The organism is Janthinobacterium sp. CG_23.3, from assembly GCF_046115965.1.
Taxonomy (GTDB): domain Bacteria; phylum Pseudomonadota; class Gammaproteobacteria; order Burkholderiales; family Burkholderiaceae_D; genus Janthinobacterium.
The window spans coordinates 31985-52311 of the sequence record NZ_JBJXIB010000002.1 but is presented as its reverse complement, the minus strand read 5'-3'; the positions used below and the strand labels follow the sequence as shown (position 1 = coordinate 52311).

The following is a 20327-nucleotide window of genomic DNA, read 5'->3' as shown; positions in this document are numbered from 1 at the left end:
TCATGCTGCTCTGGCTCGCTCAATACTTTCAACAAGACCTAGGCCCGCTGCGGGTCTTCAACTTCATCACCTTCCGCGCCGTGTTCGCCACGATGACGGCGCTGGTGATCGGCCTGGGCGCCGGTCCGGCCGTGATCCGCATGCTCACGCGCATGAAGGTCGGCCAGGCGGTGCGCGCCGACGGCCCGCAAACGCATTTGATCAAGCACGGCACCCCGACAATGGGCGGCCTGCTGATCCTCATTTCCATCGGCGTCTCGACGCTGTTGTGGTGCGACCTGTCGAACCGCTTCATCTACCCGGTGCTGGTGGTGACGCTCGGCTTCGGCGCCATCGGCTGGGTCGACGACTACCGCAAGGTGGTGCGGCAGGACCCGAACGGCATGGCCTCGGGCGAAAAATACTTTTGGCAGTCGCTGATCGGCCTGGGCGCCGCCTTCTACCTGGCGTTCTCGGTCTCGGTCTCGGAGCCGAACGCGAGCAACGTGTGGAACCTGATCTACGCCTGGGTGCAGTCGGGCTTTTCGATGGACTTGCCGCCGAAGGCCGACTTGATCGTGCCCTTCTTTAAAACCGTCAGCTACCCGCTGGGCGTGTGGGGTTTCATCGCGCTGACCTATTGCGTCATCGTCGGCACCAGCAACGCCGTCAACCTGACCGACGGCCTGGACGGCCTGGCCATCATGCCGACCGTGATGGTCGGCACCGCGCTGGGCCTGTTCGCCTACCTGACCGGCAGCGCCACCTATTCGAAATACCTGTTCATCCCGCACATTCCGGGCGCCGGCGAGCTGATCATCTTTTGCGGCGCGATGGCCGGCGCCGGCCTGGCCTTCCTGTGGTTTAACACCCATCCGGCCCAGGTCTTCATGGGCGACGTCGGCGCGCTGGCGCTGGGCGGCGCGCTCGGCACGCTGGCCGTCATCGTGCGCCAGGAAATCGTCCTGTTCATCATGGGCGGCATCTTCGTGGTCGAGACCCTGTCGGTGATCGCCCAGGTGACCTGGTTCAAATTCACCAAAAAACGCTTCGGCACCGGTCGCCGGATTTTCCTGATGGCGCCCTTGCACCATCATTTTGAACAAAAAGGCTGGCGCGAAACCCAGGTCGTGGTGCGCTTCTGGATCATTACGATGATGCTGGTCCTGTTCGGTCTCTCCACTTTGAAATTACGCTAATGATCTATTCGGGCAAACACGCATTGGTTTTGGGGCTCGGCGAATCCGGGCTGGCGATGGCGCAATGGCTGGCGCGCAGCGGCGCCTCGGTGCGCGTGGCCGACACGCGCGAGCAGCCGGCCCGCCTGGCGGCGCTGCGCGCCGCGGTGCCGCGGGCCGAATTCGTCGGCGGCGCCTTCCACGCCGGCCTGGTCGAGGGCTTTGATTTCATCGCCGTCAGCCCCGGCCTGGCGCCCGGGGGCGAGCTGGCCGCCATCATTCCGGCGGCGGCCGCCAAAGCCATCCCGGTGTGGGGCGAGATCGAGCTGTTCGCCCAGGCCCTGGCGGCGCTGAAGGAAGAGCGCGGCTATGCGCCGAAGGTGATCGCCATCACCGGCACCAACGGCAAGACCACCGTCACCAGCCTGGTCGGCCTGCTGTGCCAGCGCGCCGGCCTGAGCGTGCGCGTGGCCGGCAACATCAGCCCGGCGGCGCTGGACGTGCTGCGCCAGGCGCTGGAACAGGACCAGCTGCCGCAGGCCTGGGTGCTCGAACTGTCCAGCTTCCAGTTACACACGACTTTTAGTTTGCAAGCCGACGCCGCGACGGTGCTGAACCTGTCGCAGGACCACCTCGACTGGCACGGCGACATGGCGTCGTACGCGCGCGACAAGCAGCGCATCTTCGGCGCCCACACGGTGCGCGTGCTCAACCGCGACGACGCCGCCGTGATGCGCATGGCCGATCCGGACGCCACCGTGGTCACCTTCGGCACCGGCGAGCCGACCGAGGTCGACAGCTTCGGCCTGGAGAACGCCCGCGGCGTGTTCTGGCTGACGGCCGCGGCCCCGGCCGAGGACCTGCCCGAGCGCAAGCGCAAGAAAAACGAGCCGCCGGCGCCGATTCCCTTCATCGCCAAGCACATGATGCCGGCCGACGCGCTGAAAATCCGCGGCCAGCACAACGCCGCCAACGCGCTGGCCGCGCTGGCGCTGTGCCGCGCCATCGGGCTGCCGTTCGCGCCGCTGCTGTACGGCCTGCGCGAATACCAGGGCGAGCCGCACCGGGTCGAACTGGTGGCCGCCATCAACGCCGTCGAATACTACGACGACAGCAAGGGCACCAACGTCGGCGCCACGGCGGCGGCGCTGAACGGCCTGGGTAAAAGCTTCGGCGGCGCCGAGCAGCGCCTGCTGCTGATCGCCGGCGGCGAGGCCAAGGGCCAGGACTTCGCCCCGCTGGCCGAGCCGGTGGCGCGCTACGTGCGCGCGGTGCTGCTGATCGGCCGCGACGCGCCGGCCATCCGCGCCGCGCTGGCGCAGACCGGGGTCGAGCTGATCGACTGCGAAACGCTGCCGCTGGCGGTGCGCCGCGCGCGCGAGCTGGCGCAGGCCGGCGACGCCGTGCTGTTGTCGCCGGCCTGCGCCAGCTTCGACATGTTCAAGAACTACGGCCACCGGGCCGAGGTCTTCGTCGACGCCGTGCGCGAGATCGCGCTGGAACAGGGACAGGATATCTGATGCCCCTGCAACTGCCATTCAGCTTTTCTGGATCGTCGGCGAACAAGCCGATGGACAGTCACGCCCGGCAGTCGAAGATGATGGAGTACGACCAGCCGCTGGTGTGGGTGACCCTGCTGCTGATGCTGCTGGGCATGGTGATGGTGTATTCGGCGTCGATCTCGCTGCCCGATTCGCCCAAGTTCTCGAACTACAAGAACTCCTACTTCCTGACGCGCCAGGCCACCTTCATCGCCATTTCGCTGATGACCGGCTTGTTCGTGTTCCGCATCCGCATCGCCACCTGGCAGCGCGCCGCGCCCTACCTGTTCATCGGCACCCTGGTGCTGCTGGTGCTGGTGCTGGTGCCGGGCATCGGCGTGGCGGTCAACGGCGGGCGCCGCTGGTTGTCGCTGAAGGTGTTCAACGTGCAGCCGTCCGAGCTGATGAAGGTGGTGGCGGTGTTGTACGCCGCCGACTACACGGTGCGCAAGCAGGAGTACATGCACAAGCTGACCAAGGGCTTCATGCCGATGGCCGGCGCGGTCGGCCTGGTCGGCCTGCTGCTGCTGCTGGAACCCGACCTGGGCGCGTTCGGCGTGATCGTCTGCATCGCCATGGGCATCCTGTTCCTGGGCGGCATCAACGCGATCTGGTTCGGCGGCATCGGCGCGGTGCTGGTGTCGGTGTTCGTCGCCATCGTGGCGCTGTCGCCGTTCCGCCGCGAGCGCTTTTTCGCCTACCTGAACCCGTGGCAGGAGGACAACGCGCTGAACAAGGCCTACCAGCTGACCCATTCGCTGATCGCCTTCGGCCGCGGCGAACTGTTCGGCGTGGGGCTGGGCGGCAGCGTCGAGAAGCTGCACTACCTGCCGGAGGCGCACACCGACTTCCTGCTGGCGGTGATCGGCGAAGAGCTGGGCCTGGCCGGCGTGCTGGTGGTGATCGCCATGTTTTATTGGCTGGTCAAGCGCGCCTTCGACATCGGCCGCCAGGCCATCGCCATCGACCAGACCTTCGCCGGCCTGACGGCCAAGGGCATCGGCATCTGGGTCGGCGTGCAGACCTTTATTAATATGGGCGTCAACCTTGGCCTGCTGCCGACCAAGGGTCTGACCCTGCCGCTGATGAGCTATGGCGGTTCGGGCGTGTTGTTCAATTGCGTCGGCCTGGCGATCCTGCTCAGGATCGACTACGAGAACCGGGTGCTGATGCGTGGTGGCAGATTATGAAACGATTGATGATTATGGCGGCCGGCACCGGCGGCCACATTTTCCCCGGCCTGGCGATCGCCCAGACCATGCGCGCGCGCGGCTGGCAGGTAAGCTGGCTGGGCACTTCGCACGGCATGGAGCGCGAGCTGGTGCCGCGGCACGGCGTCGAGATGGACGCCATCGAGTTTTCCGGCATGCGCGGCAAGGGCTTGCGCCACACGTTGACCGGCGCCTTCAAGATGCTGGCCAGCTTCTTCGCCTGCTTCGGCTACATCGGCCGGCGCAAGCCGGACGTGGTGCTGGGCATGGGCGGCTACGTGACGGTGCCGGGCGGCCTGATGGCGCGCCTGCGCGGCGTGCCGCTGGTGCTGGTGAACGCCGACGCGGCCCTGCTGCTGTCGAACAAAACCCTGGTGCCGCTGGCGCAGCGGGTCTGCTTCGGCTTCCCCGCCGATTTCGGCAGCGCCGCCGGCAAGGCCAGCGTCACCGGCAACCCGGTGCGCCGCGAAATCCTCGACCTGGCCGGCCCGCAGGCGCGCTTCGAGGGCCGCACCGGTGCGCTGCGCATCCTGGTGGTCGGCGGCAGCCTGGGCGCCAAGGCGCTCAACGACAACCTGGCGCCGGCGCTGGCGCTGATCGCGCCGGAGCGGCGCCCGCTGGTGACGCACCAGTCGGGCAAGAAGAACATCGAGGCGCTGCGCGGCGCCTACGCGCAGGCCGGCGTGCGGGCCGAGGTGGTCGACTTCATCGACGACATGGCGGCGGCCTACGCCGGCGCCGACCTGGTGATTTGCCGCGCCGGCGCCATTACGCTGTCGGAACTGACGGCGGCCGGCGTGGCCAGCGTGCTGGTGCCGCTGGTGGCTTCGACCACCAGCCACCAGCGCGACAACGCGCAATGGATGGCGCAACAACACGCGGCGATCCACCTGCCGCAAACGGAAATGAACCCGGCCGCGCTGGCGGCGCTGCTGCAAAAGCTGACGCGCGGCGCCTGCCTGGAGATGGCGCTGGCGGCGCGCGCGGTCGGCAAGCGCGACGCCAACGACGCCATCGCCCTGGTATTGGAACAACTAGCATGAGACTCGATTCGTGAAACATAAAGTAAAAAACATCCATTTCGTCGGCATCGGCGGCAGCGGCATGAGCGGCATCGCCGAGGTGCTGGTCAACCTGGGCTATAACGTCTCCGGTTCCGACCTGGGCAGCAACGCCGCCACCCAGCGCCTGGCAAGCCTGGGCGCCAAGGTGCTGCTCGGCCACGCCGCCGAGAACGTCGGCAACGCCGACGCCGTCGTCACCTCCGGCGCGGTGCCGCAGGACAATCCGGAAGTCGCCGCCGCGCGCAGCCGCAAGATTCCGCTGGTGCCGCGCGCGGTCATGCTGGGCGAGTTGATGCGCCTCAAGCGCGGCATCGCCATCGCCGGCACGCACGGCAAGACCACCACCACCAGCCTGGTGGCGTCGGTGCTGGCGCAGGGCGGCATGGACCCGACCTTCGTCATCGGCGGGCGCCTTACCAGCGCCGGCGCCAACGCCAAGCTGGGCGCCGGCGACTACCTGGTGGCCGAGGCCGACGAGTCCGACGCCTCCTTCCTGAACCTGTCGCCGATGATCGAGGTGATCACCAACATCGACGCCGACCACATGGAAACCTACGAGCACGACTTCGAGAAATTGAAGGCGGCCTTCGTCCAGTTCACCCAGCGCCTGCCGTTCTACGGCCGCGCCATGTTGTGCATCGACGACCCGCACGTGCGCGACATCATTCCGATGATCTCGAAACCGATCACCACCTACGGCTTCCACGAGGACGCCGAGGTGCGCGCCGTGAACGCCCGCGCGGTCGGCCTGGAGATGCATTTCACGGTGATCCAGGAAGGCTATCCGGCGCTGGACGTGGTGTTGAACCAGCCCGGCATGCACAATGTGCAGAACGCCTGCTCGGCCATCGCCATCGCCCGCGAGATCGGCATCGACGATACGGCCACCCAGCAGGGCCTGGCCGAGTTCGCCGGCGTCGGGCGCCGCTTCACCCGCTACGGCGAGGTGGCGTTGGAAACCGGCGGCAGCTTCGCGCTGGTCGACGATTTCGGCCACCACCCGGTCGAGACCGCGGTGACGGTGGCCGCCGCGCGCGCCGCCTACCCGGGCCGCCGGCTGGTGCTGGCGTTCCAGCCGCACCGCTACACCCGCACCCGCGACCTGTTCGAGGACTTCGTCAAGGTGCTCGGCAGCGTCGACGTGCTGCTGCTGGCCGAGGTGTACGCGGCCGGCGAGGCGCCGATCGTCGCCGCCGACGGCCGCGCGCTGGCGCACGCGCTGCGCGCCCGCGGCAAGATCGAGCCGATCTTCGTCGAACTGATGTCCGACATGCCCGACACCATCATCAGCGTGGCGCGCGACGGCGACGTCGTCGTCACCATGGGCGCCGGCTCGATCAGCGGCGTACCGCACAAACTGACCACTTTTCCAAAGGCCGCTGAATTATGAGCCCTACATTGAGCCCTACATTGAGCCCTACCATGAGCCCGACCACAGCCATCGACGTGGGCGCCTTCGGCAAGGTCGGCGTGCTGTTCGGCGGCCGTTCGGCCGAGCGCGAAGTGTCGCTGATGTCCGGCGCCGGCGTGCTGAAAGCCCTGCTTAGCCGCGGCGTCGACGCGCACGCCTTCGACACGGGCGAGCGCGGCCTGGCCGAACTGGCCGGCGAAAAATTCGACCGCGTCTTCATCGCGCTGCACGGCCGCTTCGGCGAGGACGGCAGCCTGCAGGGCGCGCTCGAGCAGCTCGGCGTCGCCTACACCGGCAGCGGCGTGATGGCCTGCGCGATCGCCATGGACAAGGTCTACACCAAGATGATCTGGCTGGCGCACGGCCTGCCGACGCCGAAGTACGCGGTGCTCGACGCCGGCTCCGACCTCGACGCGGTGGCCGTCGAACTGGGCCTGCCGCTGATCGTCAAACCGCCGCACGAGGGTTCCAGCATCGGCATCACCAAGGTCGTCGAGGCCGGCGCCTTGCGCGCCGCCTACGACATCGCCGCCGCGCTGGACGACGCGGTGCTGGCCGAGGAGTTCGTGACCGGGCGCGAGTTCACCGTCGCCGTGTTGGGCCAGGGCGCCGGCGCGCGCGCGCTGCCGCCGATCGAGATCGTCGCCCAGGGTGGCAACTACGACTACCAGAACAAGTACTTCACCGACACCACCGAGTATTTCTGTCCGCCCGAGCTGGACCCGGCCGACCGCGCCGAGATGGAGCGCATCGCCGTGGAAGCCTACCGCGGCCTCGGCTGCGAGGGTTGGGGCCGCGTCGACGTGCTGCTGCGCGCCTCCGACAAGCAGCTGTTCCTGATCGAGGCGAACACCTCGCCCGGCATGACCAGCCACTCGCTGGTGCCGATGGCGGCGCGCGCGCTGGGCATCAGTTACGAGGACCTGTGCCTGGAAATCCTGGCGTCGGCGCGCCTGAAGATGGCCAAAGGGCGGGGCTGAGACGAGCATGTGGCAAGACGCTAAATCCCTGAACGCGACCGCCAGCGGCATTTTTGCCGTGGTGATGCTCGCGTGCGTGGCCGCCGGCGTCTGGTGGGTGTCGCAATGGCCGATGTTCACGCTGCAGGCGATCAGCGTGGAGAGCATCGACCAGGAGGAGCTGCGCCACGTCAACCACCTGACGCTGCGCAACGGCACCCGCGGCCGCATCAAAGGCAATTTTTTCACGGCCAACCTGGACGCGGTGCGGCTGGCCTTCGAGTCGGTGCCGTGGGTGCGCCGCGCAACGGTGCGGCGCGAGTGGCCGAACCAGCTGGTGGTGGCGCTGGAAGAGCACGACGCGCTCGGCACCTGGGGCGAGGACGGCCGCCTGCTGTCGGTCAAGGGCGACGTCTTCACCGCCAACCTGGCCGAGGCCGAGGACGACCACGAGCTGCCGCAGTTTTCCGGCCCCGACGGCAGCGAGAAGGAGGTGCTGGCCCGCTACGCCGAGCTGCACGCCTGGTTCGCGCCGATCGACCTGGTGCCGCAGGCGCTGTCGCTGTCGGGGCGTTACGCCTGGACCGTCAAGCTCGACAACGGCATGAGCGTGGCGCTGGGGCGCGAGCAAAGCAAGACCACATTGAAGGAGCGGGTCGACCGGCTGACCGGGATCTACCCGCAACTGGCGAGCCGGCTGCAGAACATCGACACGATCGACATGCGTTATCCGAACGGCCTGGCCCTGAGTTCCGCCGGCCTGGTGATCCCGCCCGAGGGGAAAAAACCGGGCACCGCAGCAAAGAAAAAACCGAATAATTCAACGCCCATCAGCAGGCTCACACAGTAGGCACAGAAATGACAAAAGACGCGAAAAACCTGATCGTCGGCCTCGACATCGGCACCTCGAAAGTGGTGGCGGTGGTGGCCGAGGTGATGCCCGACGGGCGCCACGAAGTGATCGGGCTGGGCCAGCACGAATCAAAGGGATTGAAGAAGGGCGTCGTCGTCAACATCGAGGCGACCGTCGAGTCGATCCAGCGCGCGCTCGAGGAAGCCGAGCTGATGGCCGACTGCAAGATCCGCAACGTCTACGCCGGCATCGCCGGCAGCCATATCCGCAGCTTCAATTCGAGCGGCATGGTGGCCATCAAGGACAAGGAAGTGACCGCCGCCGACGTGGCGCGCGTCATCGAAACGGCGAAAGCGGTTAACATACCGACCGACCAACAGTTACTCCACACGGTGCCGCAGGAATTCATCGTCGACAGCCAGGAGGACGTGCGCGAGCCGATCGGCATGAGCGGCATCCGCCTCGAGGTGAAGGTGCACATCGTCACCGGCGCGGTGTCGGCGGTGCAGAACATCGTCAAGTGCGTGCGCCGCTGCGGCCTGGAAGTGTCGGACCTGATTTTGCAGCCGATGGCCTCGGCCGACGCGGTCCTGACGCCGGACGAAAAGGAGCTGGGCGTGGTCCTGATCGACATCGGCGGCGGCACCACCGACGTGGCGGTGTTCTCGGACGGGGCGATCCGCCACACCGCCGTGATCCCGATCGCCGGCGACCAGATCACCAACGACATCGCGATGGCGCTGCGCACGCCGACGTCGGAAGCCGAGGAGATCAAGATCCGCTACGGCGTCGCCAAGCAGGTGCTGGCCGACCCGGGCGAGTCGCTCGAGGTGCCGGGGCTGGGCGACCGCGGCCCGCGCAACCTGTCGCGCCAGGCGCTGGCGGCGGTGATCGAGCCGCGCGTCGAGGAGCTGTTCGCGATGGTGCACCAGGTGGTGCGCGAATCCGGCTACGAGGGCGTGCTGTCGTCGGGCATCGTGCTCACCGGCGGCACCGCGATCATGCCGGGCATGGTGGAAATGGCCGAGGATATTTTTCTCAAGCCGGCCCGCCTGGGCACGCCCGAGTACCGCGGCCAGCTGGCCGACGTGGTGCGCAGCCCGCGCTACGCGACGGTGTTGGGCCTGCTGCTGGAAGCGAAAAAACAATACCTGCGCGGCCATATCGTGACGCGTCAGGACGGTTCTGTGAAGGCGGTCTGGCAGCGCATGAAGGAATGGTTTTTAGGGAATTTTTAAGGCGCTGGTTTGGCGCCGGCAGCGGAATAAGAATAAGCACAATAAGCACAACAAGCATTCAGGAACACACACGATATTTTATATTTAACCGCAGTTTTCAATCTCCAGCTCTCCTATTCGTATGAGGCCTGGCGCCTGGAAACGGCACACTGATAGGAGCACATCATGGAATTCGATATGGTCGATAACGCAGCTGTAGGCACGGTCATCAAGGTCGTCGGCGTCGGCGGAGCAGGTGGCAACGCGGTTCAACACATGATCAACAAGGGCATGTCGGGGGTCGAGTTCATCGCCGCCAACACCGACGCGCAGGCGCTGTCGACCTCGAAGGCCGACAACATCATCCAGATCGGCGAGACCGGCCTGGGCGCCGGGATGAAGCCGCAAGTGGGCCGCCAGCTGGCCGAAGAGTCGCGCGCGCGTATCGAAGACGCGCTGCGCGGCGCGCACATGGTCTTCATCGCCGCCGGCATGGGCGGCGGCACCGGCACCGGCGCCGCGCCGATCGTCGCGGAAATCGCCAAGTCGCTGGGCGCGCTGACGGTGGCCGTGGTGTCGAAGCCGTTCTCGTACGAAGGCCAGAAGTGCATGGACATCGCCGACGAGGGCCTGGAGCAGCTGTCGCTGCACGTCGACTCGCTGATCATCATCCTGAACGAAAAACTGGAAGAGATCTACGAGGACGAAAGCATGCTGGAGTGGATGCAACACGCCGACGACGTGCTCAACAACGCGGTCGCCGGTATCGCCGAGATCATCAACGTGCCGGGCCATATCAACGTCGACTTCAACGACGTCAAGACCATCATGGGCGAGCAGGGCAAGGCCATGATGGGCACGGCGACCGCGTCCGGCGTCGACCGCGCGCGCATCGCCGCCGAGCAGGCGGTGGCCTCGCCGCTGCTGGACGGTATCGACCTGTCGGGCGCGCGCGGCGTGCTGGTCAACGTCACCGCCAGCCGTGGCCTGAAGGGTAAGGAAATCAAGGAAGTCATGGCCGCCGTGCGCGCGTTCGCGGCGCCGGACGCCTCGATCGCCCAGGGTATCGCCTACGACGACAACATGGGCGACGACATCCGCGTCACCGTGGTGGCTACCGGCCTGGGCCGCGCCAAGAAGTCGATCCAACTGGTGCCGCAGCAGATGCTGCGCACCGGCACCCACAACGGTCCGCTGACGCCGTCGGCGGCTATGGGCGGCGTCGGCGGCGCCGGCAGCACCACGGTCGGCATGGCCGTGCCGGGGCAAGCGTTCGACGGCATGAAGGCGCCGGCGGTATGGCGTCGCGAATCGGCTTCCGAGCAGGTGCGCGCGATGGAAAAGAACGGCATGGAAACCTACGACATCCCGGCCTTCCTGCGCAAGCAGGCGGACTAAGCGGCGCAGGTTTTGTAGGCCGGCTTAGCCCATTGGGTGTAACCCGACAACCTTGGCCTGGAGCGGCGTGCCTCGCTTCGGCCAACGTTGTCGGATGACGCTTCGCGAATCCAACCTACATGACATTGGGTTCGGCGTGTTTCCTGCACAAACGAAAAGACTCAGGCATACTGCTGTCCAGTGCTTGGGTATGCCGCGCCCCGCGCGGCTTTTTTATGCCCCGGCCACCCCCATAACCCCCTATACAAGGAGTCAAGCATGACTATCAAAATCGGCGATGCCCTGCCAGAAGGCACCCTGTCGGAATTCATCGAATCCGAAACCGAAGGCTGCGCGCTGGGTCCAAACACGTTCAAGGTTGAAGAGCTGACCAAGGGCAAGAAGATCGCCATCTTCGGCCTGCCGGGCGCCTATACCCCGACCTGCTCCGCGCAACACGTGCCGGGCTACGTCCAGCACGCGGAAGAATTGAAAGCCAAGGGCGTCGATGAAATCTGGTGCATCTCGGTCAACGACGCCTTCGTCATGGGCGCCTGGGGCCGCGAACTGAAAGCCACCGGCATCGTGCGCATGATGGCTGACGGCAACGCCGCCTACAGCAAGCTGCTGGGCCTGGACGCCGACTTCAGCAAGTTCGGCATGGGTACGCGCTCGCAGCGCTACTCGCTGCTGGCCGAGAACGGCGTCGTGACGCAGTTGAACGTCGAGCAGGGCGGCAAGTTCGACGTGTCGAACGCGGAAACGCTGCTGGGCCAACTGGCTTAAGCTGCGCCCGTATCGGCAATGGAAAACGGCGCCGCGGCGCCGTTTTTGTTGCCCGCATGCGCCGTTTGGCAACGCGACGCCTTAGCTTTCCCGCTGACCCCGCATATCGTGCGACTCGACGTAGTCACGCAAGGCATCGTTGATGCGGGTTTGCCATCCTTGGCCAGTCATCTTGAACGCATTCAGGATATCCAGGTCAAGGCGAAGGCTGATGGCAACTTTGGTCACGTCTGAAGGGGGACGGCCGCGGCGCCGTGTGAATTGGGCCAACTCCTCCGGCGTTGACGGTAGCGCGTCCGGATCACTCAGGGCGGCCGCCGTGATTGCCGCCTGTTCTTCATCTGTGGAGCGGATGAATGGAGTCGAGCGGGGGTTGCGCTTCATACTGGCTTGCATATTCATCCTCCTCCGTTTGCGTTGCTTTGCGCAGGCTAATAATACGCAGGACATCACCGCGCTCGACATAGATGACCTTGTACAAATGGCTGCCTATCGTACCAATACCAGCTTCCCTGTCTTCGCCATAGTCTTCGCGGCGATCTAATTTCCACAGGAAGTCTTGCCAGTTGAAGTGCTCTGCCTCTGCCAGCGACACCCCATGCTTGTTACGGTTCAGTCTGTCTTTTTCCGGGTCAAATGTGATCTTCATTTAGTGTATGTACAAAAAAAAGAGAAGTCAATCGGGTTTGACACCGCGTCGCCGTCAACGCAGTGCGACTATCGCTTCGGTTCATTCTTTATAAAAGCGGCCGCGTCATCCCCCGATACTGTTTTTTGTCTAATTCTTGCCAGTTTTGATGGATCTCAAGACCGCGGCAATGCGCCGCTTTTCTCTTAGACGCGTCTCTTCACGGTGTGAAAATTGCCCGCCAAACACGGTTGGCAACGCCTTGCTATAATTCCCGCACAACATTGGTGCACATTCATCAAGCGGCTTTTGCTGGCTGGGGATATCTATCCCGCGCGCACCCCGCCGCGGGGACCACCAGCGAGGAGCCCGCTTTGACACCCCAAGCCCAAAACCTGCGCAGCATTTATGCGATGCTCATCGCCGTCGCCATGTTCTCGCTGATGGACACGGCGATGAAGCTGCTCTCGGCCACGTATCCGGCGATGCAGGTGACGGCGCTGCGGGCGCTGTCGTCGCTGCCGCTGGTGTGCATTTACGTCGCCTGGCGCGGCGCGTTCAAGGGCGTGCTCAAGGTGCGCTGGCCGCTGCACCTGCTGCGCGGCTTGCTCGGCATCGTGATGATTACCACCTTCGCCTACGGCCTCAAACTGCTGTCGCTGGCCGAGGCGTATTCGATCTTCTTCATCGCGCCGACGCTGATCACGGCCTTGTCGGTTTTCATCCTGAAGGAAAAAGTCGACGCGGCGCGCTGGTGCGCGGTCGCCGTCGGCATGGGCGGCGTGCTGGTGGTGCTGCGGCCGAACGGCGGCGATTTCTTTTCAATCGGCGGGCTGGCGGTGCTCGCTTCGGCGGCCTGCTACGCCGTCTCGGCCATCACCGGGCGCGTGCTCAGCCGCAGCGACGCCAGCGAAAGCATGGTGTTCTGGCTGATGCTGATGATGGCAATCGGCGGCGTGGCGCTGTCGGCGCACGAGTGGGTGGCGATCCGCGAGCAGGACTGGCTGTTGCTGGCCGGCCTGTCGCTGAGCGGTTTCCTGGGGCAGTTGGCGATCACCGAGGCGTTCCGGCTGGGCAAGGCGTCGAGCGTGGCGCCGTTCGAATATTCGGCGCTGGCCTGGGGCATGGGGCTGGACTGGATCCTGTGGCAGGTGCTGCCCGACCAGTACACCTTGCTGGGCGCGGCGATCATTATCGCCAGCGGCGTGTATCTGATCCGGCGCGAGGCGGTGCACGCCGAGTCCGAACATCCCTGAGCCGGCGACGCAGGCTTGCTGTTGCCAGCGGACGGGATCTGTGATGCCGCGGCGAAACGGTTTCGCCGCAAGTTGATATAATCTTCGGATGTTAAAACAACGCACCATCAAGAAACTGGTCCGCACCGTCGGTGTCGGCCTGCACTCCGGCACCAAGGTGGAGCTGACCCTGCATCCGGCCGCGCCGGACACCGGTATCGTGTTCCGCCGCGTCGATTTGCTGCCCATCGTCGAATTCCCCGCCAGCGCCGGCATCGTCGGCGACACCCGCATGGCCTCGGTCCTGGTCAAGGACGGCGCCCGCGTCTCCACCGTCGAGCATTTGATGTCGGCCGCCGCCGGCATGGGCATAGACAATATGGTGGTCGATATCAGCGCCGAGGAAATTCCGATCATGGACGGTTCCGCCTCGTCCTTCGTGTTTCTGCTGCAGCAGGCCGGCGTGCAGGAGCAGCCGGCGGCGAAGAAATTCATTCGCCTGCTGAAGCCGGTCGAAGTGCGCCAGGGCAAGGGCGATGCCGAGAAATGGGCCGGGCTGAGCCCGTACAACGGCTTCAAGCTCGATTTCTTCATTGAGTTCAACCATCCGGCGGTCGACGGCACCACCCAGCGCGCCTCGGTCGATTTCGGCGACGTGTCGTATGTGCACGACGTGGCGCGCGCCCGCACCTTCGGCTTCATGCAGGACGTCGAGAGCTTGCGCGGCATGGGCCTGGCCCGCGGCGGCTCGCTGGAAAACGCCATCGTGATGGACGAGTACCGTATTTTGAATTCGGACGGCTTGCGCTACGACGACGAGTTCGTGCGCCACAAGATCCTCGACGCGATCGGTGATTTGTATCTGATCGGCCATCCGCTGCTGGCCAGTTACACGGCGCACAAGTCGGGCCACGCGCTCAACAACCTGTTGCTGCTGGCGCTGCTGGAGCGGCCGGACGCGTACGAAATCGTCTCGTTCGACACCAACGCGGCGGCGCCGCCGTCGTATCTGCGCCAAATGGCCAGGGAGTGGGCGCTGACTTAAGGCGTCTATGCACCGGTCTTGCGTGCCGCCGGCCGCGTCGCGGCGACTTAGCCGCCCGGTTCGCGGCGCCGCTGCACCATCGCCCGCAGCGCGGCGATCAGGCCGTTGTTTTGTTTCGACTCGGGCAGGCTGTTGCTCAATTCGTCGAAGGCCGACACCGCCATGCTCGGCAGCAGCAGTTGGCGCGTGTGGACCACCGGCGCGATGCTTTTCGTCACCTGCACCTTGAGTTTGATGCCGCGCACCTGCCAGCCGCGCTTTTCCAATTCCGCCTGTAATTTCGGCAATTGCTGCTTCAGCTTGGCCGCCACCGCCGACGTCGGCGTCGCCAGCACCAACTGGCCGTCCTCGAACTGCAGGATATCGCAGTTGTGGAACATGGCCGGCAGCGCGCCGGCGCAATCCTTTTGCAGCGCCATCATGCGGTTCACCGCCGGCATCAGGGACGCCATCGTGGCGTTGCTGCGCAGGAAGTCCGTGGCGCCGGGCAGCGCCGGACCCGAGCGGGCGCGGCTTGCTTGGTAGAAGGTGTGGGATCGCATTTGCCGAAACATATCACAGCCGGGGCCGCGTGGCGAGTCCGGCGCGCGCGCGGGGAAATATTTGGCGGAAAGCCGCATCTGCGCCGGTTTTCGCGACATTGTTTATCATTTAGCTATTGTGATACAAGTCAATAACCCAATCTTCGCCACATCGCATGATAAAATCACCGTCTTTTGCCATATTCGAACTCCGTGCGGTAACGCGATGTAACCAACAGAGCTTTTTTTAACGGCGTTTTTTCAAGAATTCAAGCATGTCATTACTGACCCAGATTTTCGGTAGCCGCAACCAGCGGCTGCTCAAGCAATACCAAAAAACGGTACGCGAGATCAATGCGCTCGAGCCGTCCATCGAAAAGCTGTCGGATGCGGAGCTGCAAGCGAAAACCCCCGCCTTCAAGGAGCGCATCGCCAAGGGCGAAACGCTGGACGCGCTGCTGGTGGAGGCGTTCGCCGTGTGCCGCGAGGCCAGCCGGCGCGTGCTGCGCATGCGCCACTTCGACGTGCAGCTGATCGGCGGCATGGTACTGCATTACGGCAAGATCGCCGAAATGGGCACCGGCGAGGGCAAAACCCTGATGGCGACCCTGGCCGCCTATTTGAACGCGCTGTCGGACAAGGGCGTGCACATCGTCACCGTCAACGATTACCTGGCCCAGCGCGACGCCGACACCATGGGCCGCCTGTATGGCTGGCTGGGTCTGTCGACCGGCGTCAACCTGTCGCAGATGGAGCACGATACCAAGCAGCGCGCCTACGCCGCCGACATCACCTACGGCACCAACAACGAATTCGGTTTCGACTACCTGCGCGACAATATGGTGTTCGAGTCGCGCGAGCGGGTCCAGCGCGCGCTCAACTTCGGCATCGTCGATGAAGTCGACTCGATCCTGATCGACGAGGCGCGCACGCCGTTGATCATCTCGGGCCAGGCTGAAAACCATACCGACCTGTATCACAAGATCAACGAATTGCCGGGCATGCTGACCCTGCAAGTCGGCGAGGAAACGCCGGACGGCAAGGGCAAGATCGAGGTGCCGGGCGACTACACGAAGGACGAGAAGGCGCACCAGGTGCTGCTGACCGAAGCCGGCCATGAAAAGGCCGAGGGCATCCTTACCCAGATGGGCCTGCTGCCGGAAGGCGCCTCGCTGTACGACTCGGCCAACATCACGCTGGTGCACCACCTGTACGCGGCGCTGCGCGCGCACGCGCTGTACTTCAAGGACCAGCACTACGTGGTGCAGAACAACGAGGTGGTGATCGTCGACGAATTCACCGGCCGCCTGATGACGGGCCGGCGCTGGTCGGACGGCCTGCACCAGGCGGTCGAGGCGAAGGAGGGTGTGAAAATCCAGAACGAGAACCAGACGCTGGCCTCGATCACCTTCCAGAACTATTTCCGCATGTACGGCAAGCTGGCCGGCATGACCGGCACCGCCGACACCGAGGCCTACGAGTTCCAGGAAATCTACGGCCTGGAAACGGTCGTGATTCCGCAAAACCGGCCCTTGCAGCGCAAGGACCGCCAGGACCAGGTCTACAAATCGGCCGAGGAAAAGTATGGCGCGATGCTCAAGGATATCGCCGACTGCTGCGAACGCGGCCAGCCGGTGCTGGTCGGTACCACCTCGATCGAGAATTCCGAGCTGTTGTCGGGCATCCTGACCAAGGCCAAGCTGCCGCATAACGTGCTGAACGCCAAACAGCATGCGCGCGAGGCGGAAATCATCGCCCAGGCCGGCCGTCCGAAAGCCATCACCATCGCCACCAACATGGCCGGCCGCGGCACCGACATCGTTTTGGGCGGCAACGTCGAAAACCAGATCAAGGTCATCGACGCCAACGCCGCGCTGTCGGACGCCGACAAGGCGGCCCAGGCGCAGACCCTGCACGACGAATGGCAGTCGCTGCACGACCACGTCGTCAACGCCGGCGGCCTGCACATCATCGGCACCGAACGCCACGAATCGCGCCGCGTCGACAACCAGTTGCGCGGCCGCGCCGGCCGCCAGGGCGATCCGGGTTCGTCGCGCTTCTACCTGTCGCTCGACGACGCGCTGCTGCGCATCTTCGCCGGCGACCGCGTGCGCGCCATCATGGACCGGCTGAAAATGCCGGAAGGCGAACCGATCGAGGCGGGCATCGTGTCGCGCTCGATCGAATCGGCCCAGCGCAAGGTCGAGGCGCGCAACTTCGACATCCGCAAGCAACTGCTCGAATACGACGACGTCGCCAACGACCAGCGCAAGGTGATCTACCAGCAGCGCAACGAGCTGCTGGAGACGACCGACGTTTCCGAGCTGATCGCCTCGCTGCGCCACGGCGTGTTCACCGACCTGGTGCGCGTCAACGTGCCGGAAGAATCGGTCGAGGAACAGTGGGACATCAAGGCGCTGGAGGCGACCCTGGCCGCCGAATGGCAAATCGACCTGCCGCTGCAGGCGATGATGGCGGCCGAGACCAACCTGACCGACGAGGACCTGCTCGAGCGCGTCATCGGCGCGGCCGACGCGGTCTACCAGTCGAAAATCGACATCGTCGGCAAGGAATCGTTCGGCGGCTTCGAACGCAACGTTATGCTGCAGGCGGTCGACAGCCATTGGCGCGAACACCTGGCGGCGCTGGACCATCTGCGCCAGGGTATCCACCTGCGCGGCTACGCCCAGAAGAATCCGAAGCAGGAATACAAGCGCGAAGCGTTTGAACTGTTCGGCCAGATGCTCGACATGATCAAGAACGAAGTGGTCAAGCTGGTCATGACGGTGCGCATCCAGTCGCGCGAGGAAATCGACGCGGCCGAGTTGGCGATGCAACAGTCGCACGTGGAAAACCTGCACTACGAGCACGCCGACTTCAACCCGAACGCGGCGCCGGAGGATTTGCTGGCGCCGAGCGCGGCGCCCGGCGAGGTGGCCGAGGGCATGCGCGTCGGCCGCAACGACCCTTGTCCTTGCGGCAGCGGCAAGAAGTACAAGGCTTGCCACGGCAAGCTGGCGTAAGCCGCGAGGCTGAATGGAAAAGGGCGGAGAATGCGAATTCTCCGCCCTTTTTTGCGTTAACAATGCGCGCCGCGACACCGAAAAAACCAGCGGCGAAGAGCCGGGGGCCGGCCCTCTCGCCTTGCCGCGGGGGGGGGGGGCTGGCCCCAGGGTTGCGCCCCTGGTCTTTGGATGCGCCGCCGCCTACACGGCCAGCGCCGCCGCCGTGCTCTTCTTGGCGCCGTCGCGCAGCGGCGCCGTGCGCGGCATGACGATGCGGATCGTCGTGCCCCGGTCCGGCGCGGTGGTGACGTTGATGCGCCCGCCCAGCACGCCGGTGACGATGTTGTAGACGATGTTCATGCCCAGGCCGGTGCCGCCCTGGCCCATCTTGGTGGTGAAGAAGGGGTCGAAGACGTGGCGCAGCACCTCGTCGCTCATGCCGTTGCCGTCGTCGCCGAACTGCAGCGCGATCTGGCCGTCGCCGATGTCGCAGGCCTGTATCGTGATGGCGCCCGAGGCGCGCCGGTCGAAGCCGTGCACCAGGGCGTTGTTGATCAGGTTGTTGAGTACCTGGTACAGGCTGCCCGGGTACGAGTCCATCGTCAGTCCCGGCGGAATCTCCAGGCGGGCCACGCAGTGGGCCCGGCGCAGGCGCGGCAGGTAGGTCGCCAGCGTATCCTGCAGCACCAGCAGCAGGTCGAAGCTGCGGCGCTGGTCGTTGGTCTGGTCGACCGCCACCTGCTTGAACGAGGAGATCAGGTTGGCGGCCTTTTGCAGCGAGCCGGAGATCAGGCCGGCGGCCTGCTTGACCTCGTCCAGGTGCGCCACCAGCGCCGAGCGCCGCAGCGCGCCGCCGGCGATCACCCGGTCGAATTCGACGACCCGGTCCGACAGCGTCGTCGAGGCCAGCAGGCTGTTGCCGATCGGCGTGTTGAGTTCGTGCGCGATGCCGGCCACCAGCGAGCCGAGCGAGGCCATTTTCTCGGCCGCCAGCAGGTCGTGCTGGGTGCGCTGCAGCGTGTCGAGGGCGTCGCTAAGGTCGCCGTTGGCGCGCTCCAGTTCGGCCGAGCGCTCGCGCACCCGGCTCTCCAGCGAGGTGTTGAGTTCCTTCAGTTCGCCCTTGGCGTTGAGTTCCTCGGTCAGGTCGAGCAGCGCCCAGATGATGGCGGTGGCGCCGTCCAGCGACAGCGACGAGGTCCAGATCGCCACGCTGCCGGCGCGGCCGTCGGCCAGCCGCACCCGGGCGATTTCACCGTCGACGGCGCCGTCGCGGGCCTGGATCGCCATCACCCGGCGCGGTTCGGCGGCGTCTTCCCAAAACGAGATGTCGGTGGCGTTCTTGCCGACGATGGCGCCGGCGCCGGCGTTGAAGGTGCGTTCCAGCGCCAGGTTGGCGGCGATGATGGTGCCGTCGCGGTCGGTCACGCTGAGCGGCACCGGCGCCACGTCGAACAGGATCTTGAAGCGCGCCTCCGACTCCGACAGGCGCCGCTCGGCCTGCTCGAGCTGGGCGATGCGGGCGCGCAGCGCCAGGTTCATCGTGTTCAGCGAGCGCGACACCACTTCGATCTCGTCGCCGCCGTGCTCGGGCAGCAGGGCGCCGTAGTCGCCCTGCACCAGGCGCTGCGACTGCGCGTTCAAGCCGTCCAGGCGCCGGCCGATGCCGCGCGTGAAGGCGTAGAACAGCAGCAGGCCGATGCCGAAGCCGACGATCGAGATCACGCTGCCCTGGCTGAGCACCTCGTCGCGCGCCTGCGCCAGGTCCGAGGTCGACAGGCCGAAGTGCAGCGAGCCGACCTGGTTGTCCTTCAACAGCAGCGGCGCGCGCGCGTGCAGCATGGCGTCCACCAGCAGCGTTTTCAAGCCCTGGTTGGTGCGCACGCCGGGCCGTTGCAGCAGCGCCGGCAGCTTCGGCGGCACGCTGCCGGCGACGATGATGGGCAGCTCGTCGCGGTCGAGCACGACGATGTAGCGCACGAAGCTGTCGGCCGGATCGGCCAGCATTTCGTTGAGGTAGGAGCGCAGTTCGGGCAGCCGGCCCTTGCTGGCATAGGCGCCCAGCGACAGGTTCAGCGTGACCGCGTATTCGTGGGCGACGCGGTCGGCGTTGTTGCTGACGGCCTGGTCCATGATGCGCATATTGTTCCAGATCAGCAGGCCGACCACCAGCGCCTGCACCACCGCGCTGAGTATCAGGAATTTCGCCCGTAGCGACAGGTTCACGCTGCTCTCCCCACTGTCCGGCCGACGCCGGTGTACCAATCGGATGCCTTCGGCCGCGGCCGCAGGCGCTGTGTCGCCGTCGCCGCCACGGCGG

17 protein-coding genes are annotated in these 20327 nt (G+C 65.5%); 13 read left to right on the top strand and 4 right to left on the bottom strand.

Annotated features, from left to right (window positions below; translation table 11 throughout):
• The first annotated feature begins 2 nt into the window (after positions 1–2).
• From mraY to ACFDR9_RS01525, 10 genes are all read left to right on the top strand, one after another.
• Positions 3–1178, top strand: coding sequence for a phospho-N-acetylmuramoyl-pentapeptide-transferase (mraY, locus tag ACFDR9_RS01570; protein ID WP_017879197.1), 1176 nt, complete (start codon positions 3–5; stop codon positions 1176–1178).
• Positions 1178–2677: a UDP-N-acetylmuramoyl-L-alanine--D-glutamate ligase gene (murD, locus tag ACFDR9_RS01565; protein WP_327075848.1), complete on the top strand. Its 1500-nt coding sequence runs from the start codon at positions 1178–1180 to the stop codon at positions 2675–2677. Before mraY ends, murD begins: the two co-directional genes overlap by 1 nt.
• On the top strand, positions 2677–3888 hold the full coding sequence (gene ftsW / locus ACFDR9_RS01560) for a putative lipid II flippase FtsW (protein ID WP_327075849.1): 1212 nt from the start codon (positions 2677–2679) through the stop codon (positions 3886–3888). The genes murD and ftsW overlap by 1 nt, the downstream gene beginning before the upstream one ends.
• 8 nt (positions 3889–3896) lie before the next feature.
• On the top strand, positions 3897–4952 hold the full coding sequence (gene murG, locus ACFDR9_RS01555) for an undecaprenyldiphospho-muramoylpentapeptide beta-N-acetylglucosaminyltransferase (RefSeq protein WP_327075850.1): 1056 nt from the start codon (positions 3897–3899) through the stop codon (positions 4950–4952).
• Between the two features lie 10 nt (positions 4953–4962).
• On the top strand, positions 4963–6363 hold the full coding sequence (murC, locus tag ACFDR9_RS01550; protein WP_327075851.1) for a UDP-N-acetylmuramate--L-alanine ligase: 1401 nt from the start codon (positions 4963–4965) through the stop codon (positions 6361–6363).
• Between the two features lie 32 nt (positions 6364–6395).
• Positions 6396–7364: a D-alanine--D-alanine ligase gene (locus ACFDR9_RS01545; protein WP_327075852.1), complete on the top strand. Its 969-nt coding sequence runs from the start codon at positions 6396–6398 to the stop codon at positions 7362–7364.
• A 7-nt stretch (positions 7365–7371) separates the two neighbouring features.
• Positions 7372–8193: a cell division protein FtsQ/DivIB gene (locus tag ACFDR9_RS01540; protein ID WP_327075853.1), complete on the top strand. Its 822-nt coding sequence runs from the start codon at positions 7372–7374 to the stop codon at positions 8191–8193.
• A gap of 8 nt (positions 8194–8201) precedes the next feature.
• Positions 8202–9434, top strand: a complete 1233-nt coding sequence (gene ftsA / locus ACFDR9_RS01535; RefSeq protein WP_327075854.1) for a cell division protein FtsA — start codon at positions 8202–8204, stop codon at positions 9432–9434.
• A 165-nt stretch (positions 9435–9599) separates the two neighbouring features.
• On the top strand, positions 9600–10811 hold the full coding sequence (ftsZ, locus tag ACFDR9_RS01530; RefSeq protein WP_026133478.1) for a cell division protein FtsZ: 1212 nt from the start codon (positions 9600–9602) through the stop codon (positions 10809–10811).
• Positions 10812–11069: 258 nt separating this feature from the next.
• Positions 11070–11576 (top strand): peroxiredoxin, encoded by a 507-nt coding sequence (locus ACFDR9_RS01525; protein ID WP_017879188.1) that lies wholly within the window; start codon positions 11070–11072, stop codon positions 11574–11576.
• An 81-nt stretch (positions 11577–11657) separates the two neighbouring features.
• Here the strand turns inward: ACFDR9_RS01525 and ACFDR9_RS01520 are convergent, their stop codons facing one another.
• Both ACFDR9_RS01520 and ACFDR9_RS01515 read right to left on the bottom strand, forming a co-directional pair.
• Positions 11658–11960: a BrnA antitoxin family protein gene (locus tag ACFDR9_RS01520; protein ID WP_409029877.1), complete on the bottom strand. Its 303-nt coding sequence runs from the start codon at positions 11958–11960 to the stop codon at positions 11658–11660.
• Positions 11914–12225: a BrnT family toxin gene (locus tag ACFDR9_RS01515; RefSeq protein ID WP_081612030.1), complete on the bottom strand. Its 312-nt coding sequence runs from the start codon at positions 12223–12225 to the stop codon at positions 11914–11916. The genes ACFDR9_RS01520 and ACFDR9_RS01515 overlap by 47 nt, the downstream gene beginning before the upstream one ends.
• A 392-nt stretch (positions 12226–12617) precedes the next feature.
• Between ACFDR9_RS01515 and ACFDR9_RS01510 the strand changes: the two genes are divergently transcribed.
• Both ACFDR9_RS01510 and lpxC read left to right on the top strand, forming a co-directional pair.
• Positions 12618–13460, top strand: coding sequence for a DMT family transporter (locus ACFDR9_RS01510; protein WP_327075860.1), 843 nt, complete (start codon positions 12618–12620; stop codon positions 13458–13460).
• 88 nt (positions 13461–13548) lie between these two features.
• Positions 13549–14484, top strand: coding sequence for a UDP-3-O-acyl-N-acetylglucosamine deacetylase (lpxC, locus tag ACFDR9_RS01505; RefSeq protein ID WP_017879184.1), 936 nt, complete (start codon positions 13549–13551; stop codon positions 14482–14484).
• A gap of 47 nt (positions 14485–14531) precedes the next feature.
• Here the strand turns inward: lpxC and ACFDR9_RS01500 are convergent, their stop codons facing one another.
• A complete protein-coding gene (locus ACFDR9_RS01500) occupies positions 14532–15026 on the bottom strand; it encodes a DciA family protein (protein WP_017879183.1) in 495 nt (164 codons plus the stop codon).
• A 254-nt stretch (positions 15027–15280) separates the two neighbouring features.
• Here ACFDR9_RS01500 and secA point away from each other — a divergent pair, with 254 nt between their 5' ends.
• On the top strand, positions 15281–18028 hold the full coding sequence (gene secA / locus ACFDR9_RS01495) for a preprotein translocase subunit SecA (RefSeq protein ID WP_017879182.1): 2748 nt from the start codon (positions 15281–15283) through the stop codon (positions 18026–18028).
• Positions 18029–18211: 183 nt separating this feature from the next.
• Here secA and ACFDR9_RS01490 read toward each other — a convergent pair whose 3' ends face one another.
• On the bottom strand, positions 18212–20233 hold the full coding sequence (locus ACFDR9_RS01490) for an ATP-binding protein (RefSeq protein ID WP_327075856.1): 2022 nt from the start codon (positions 20231–20233) through the stop codon (positions 18212–18214).
• Between the last annotated feature and the right edge of the window lie 94 nt (positions 20234–20327).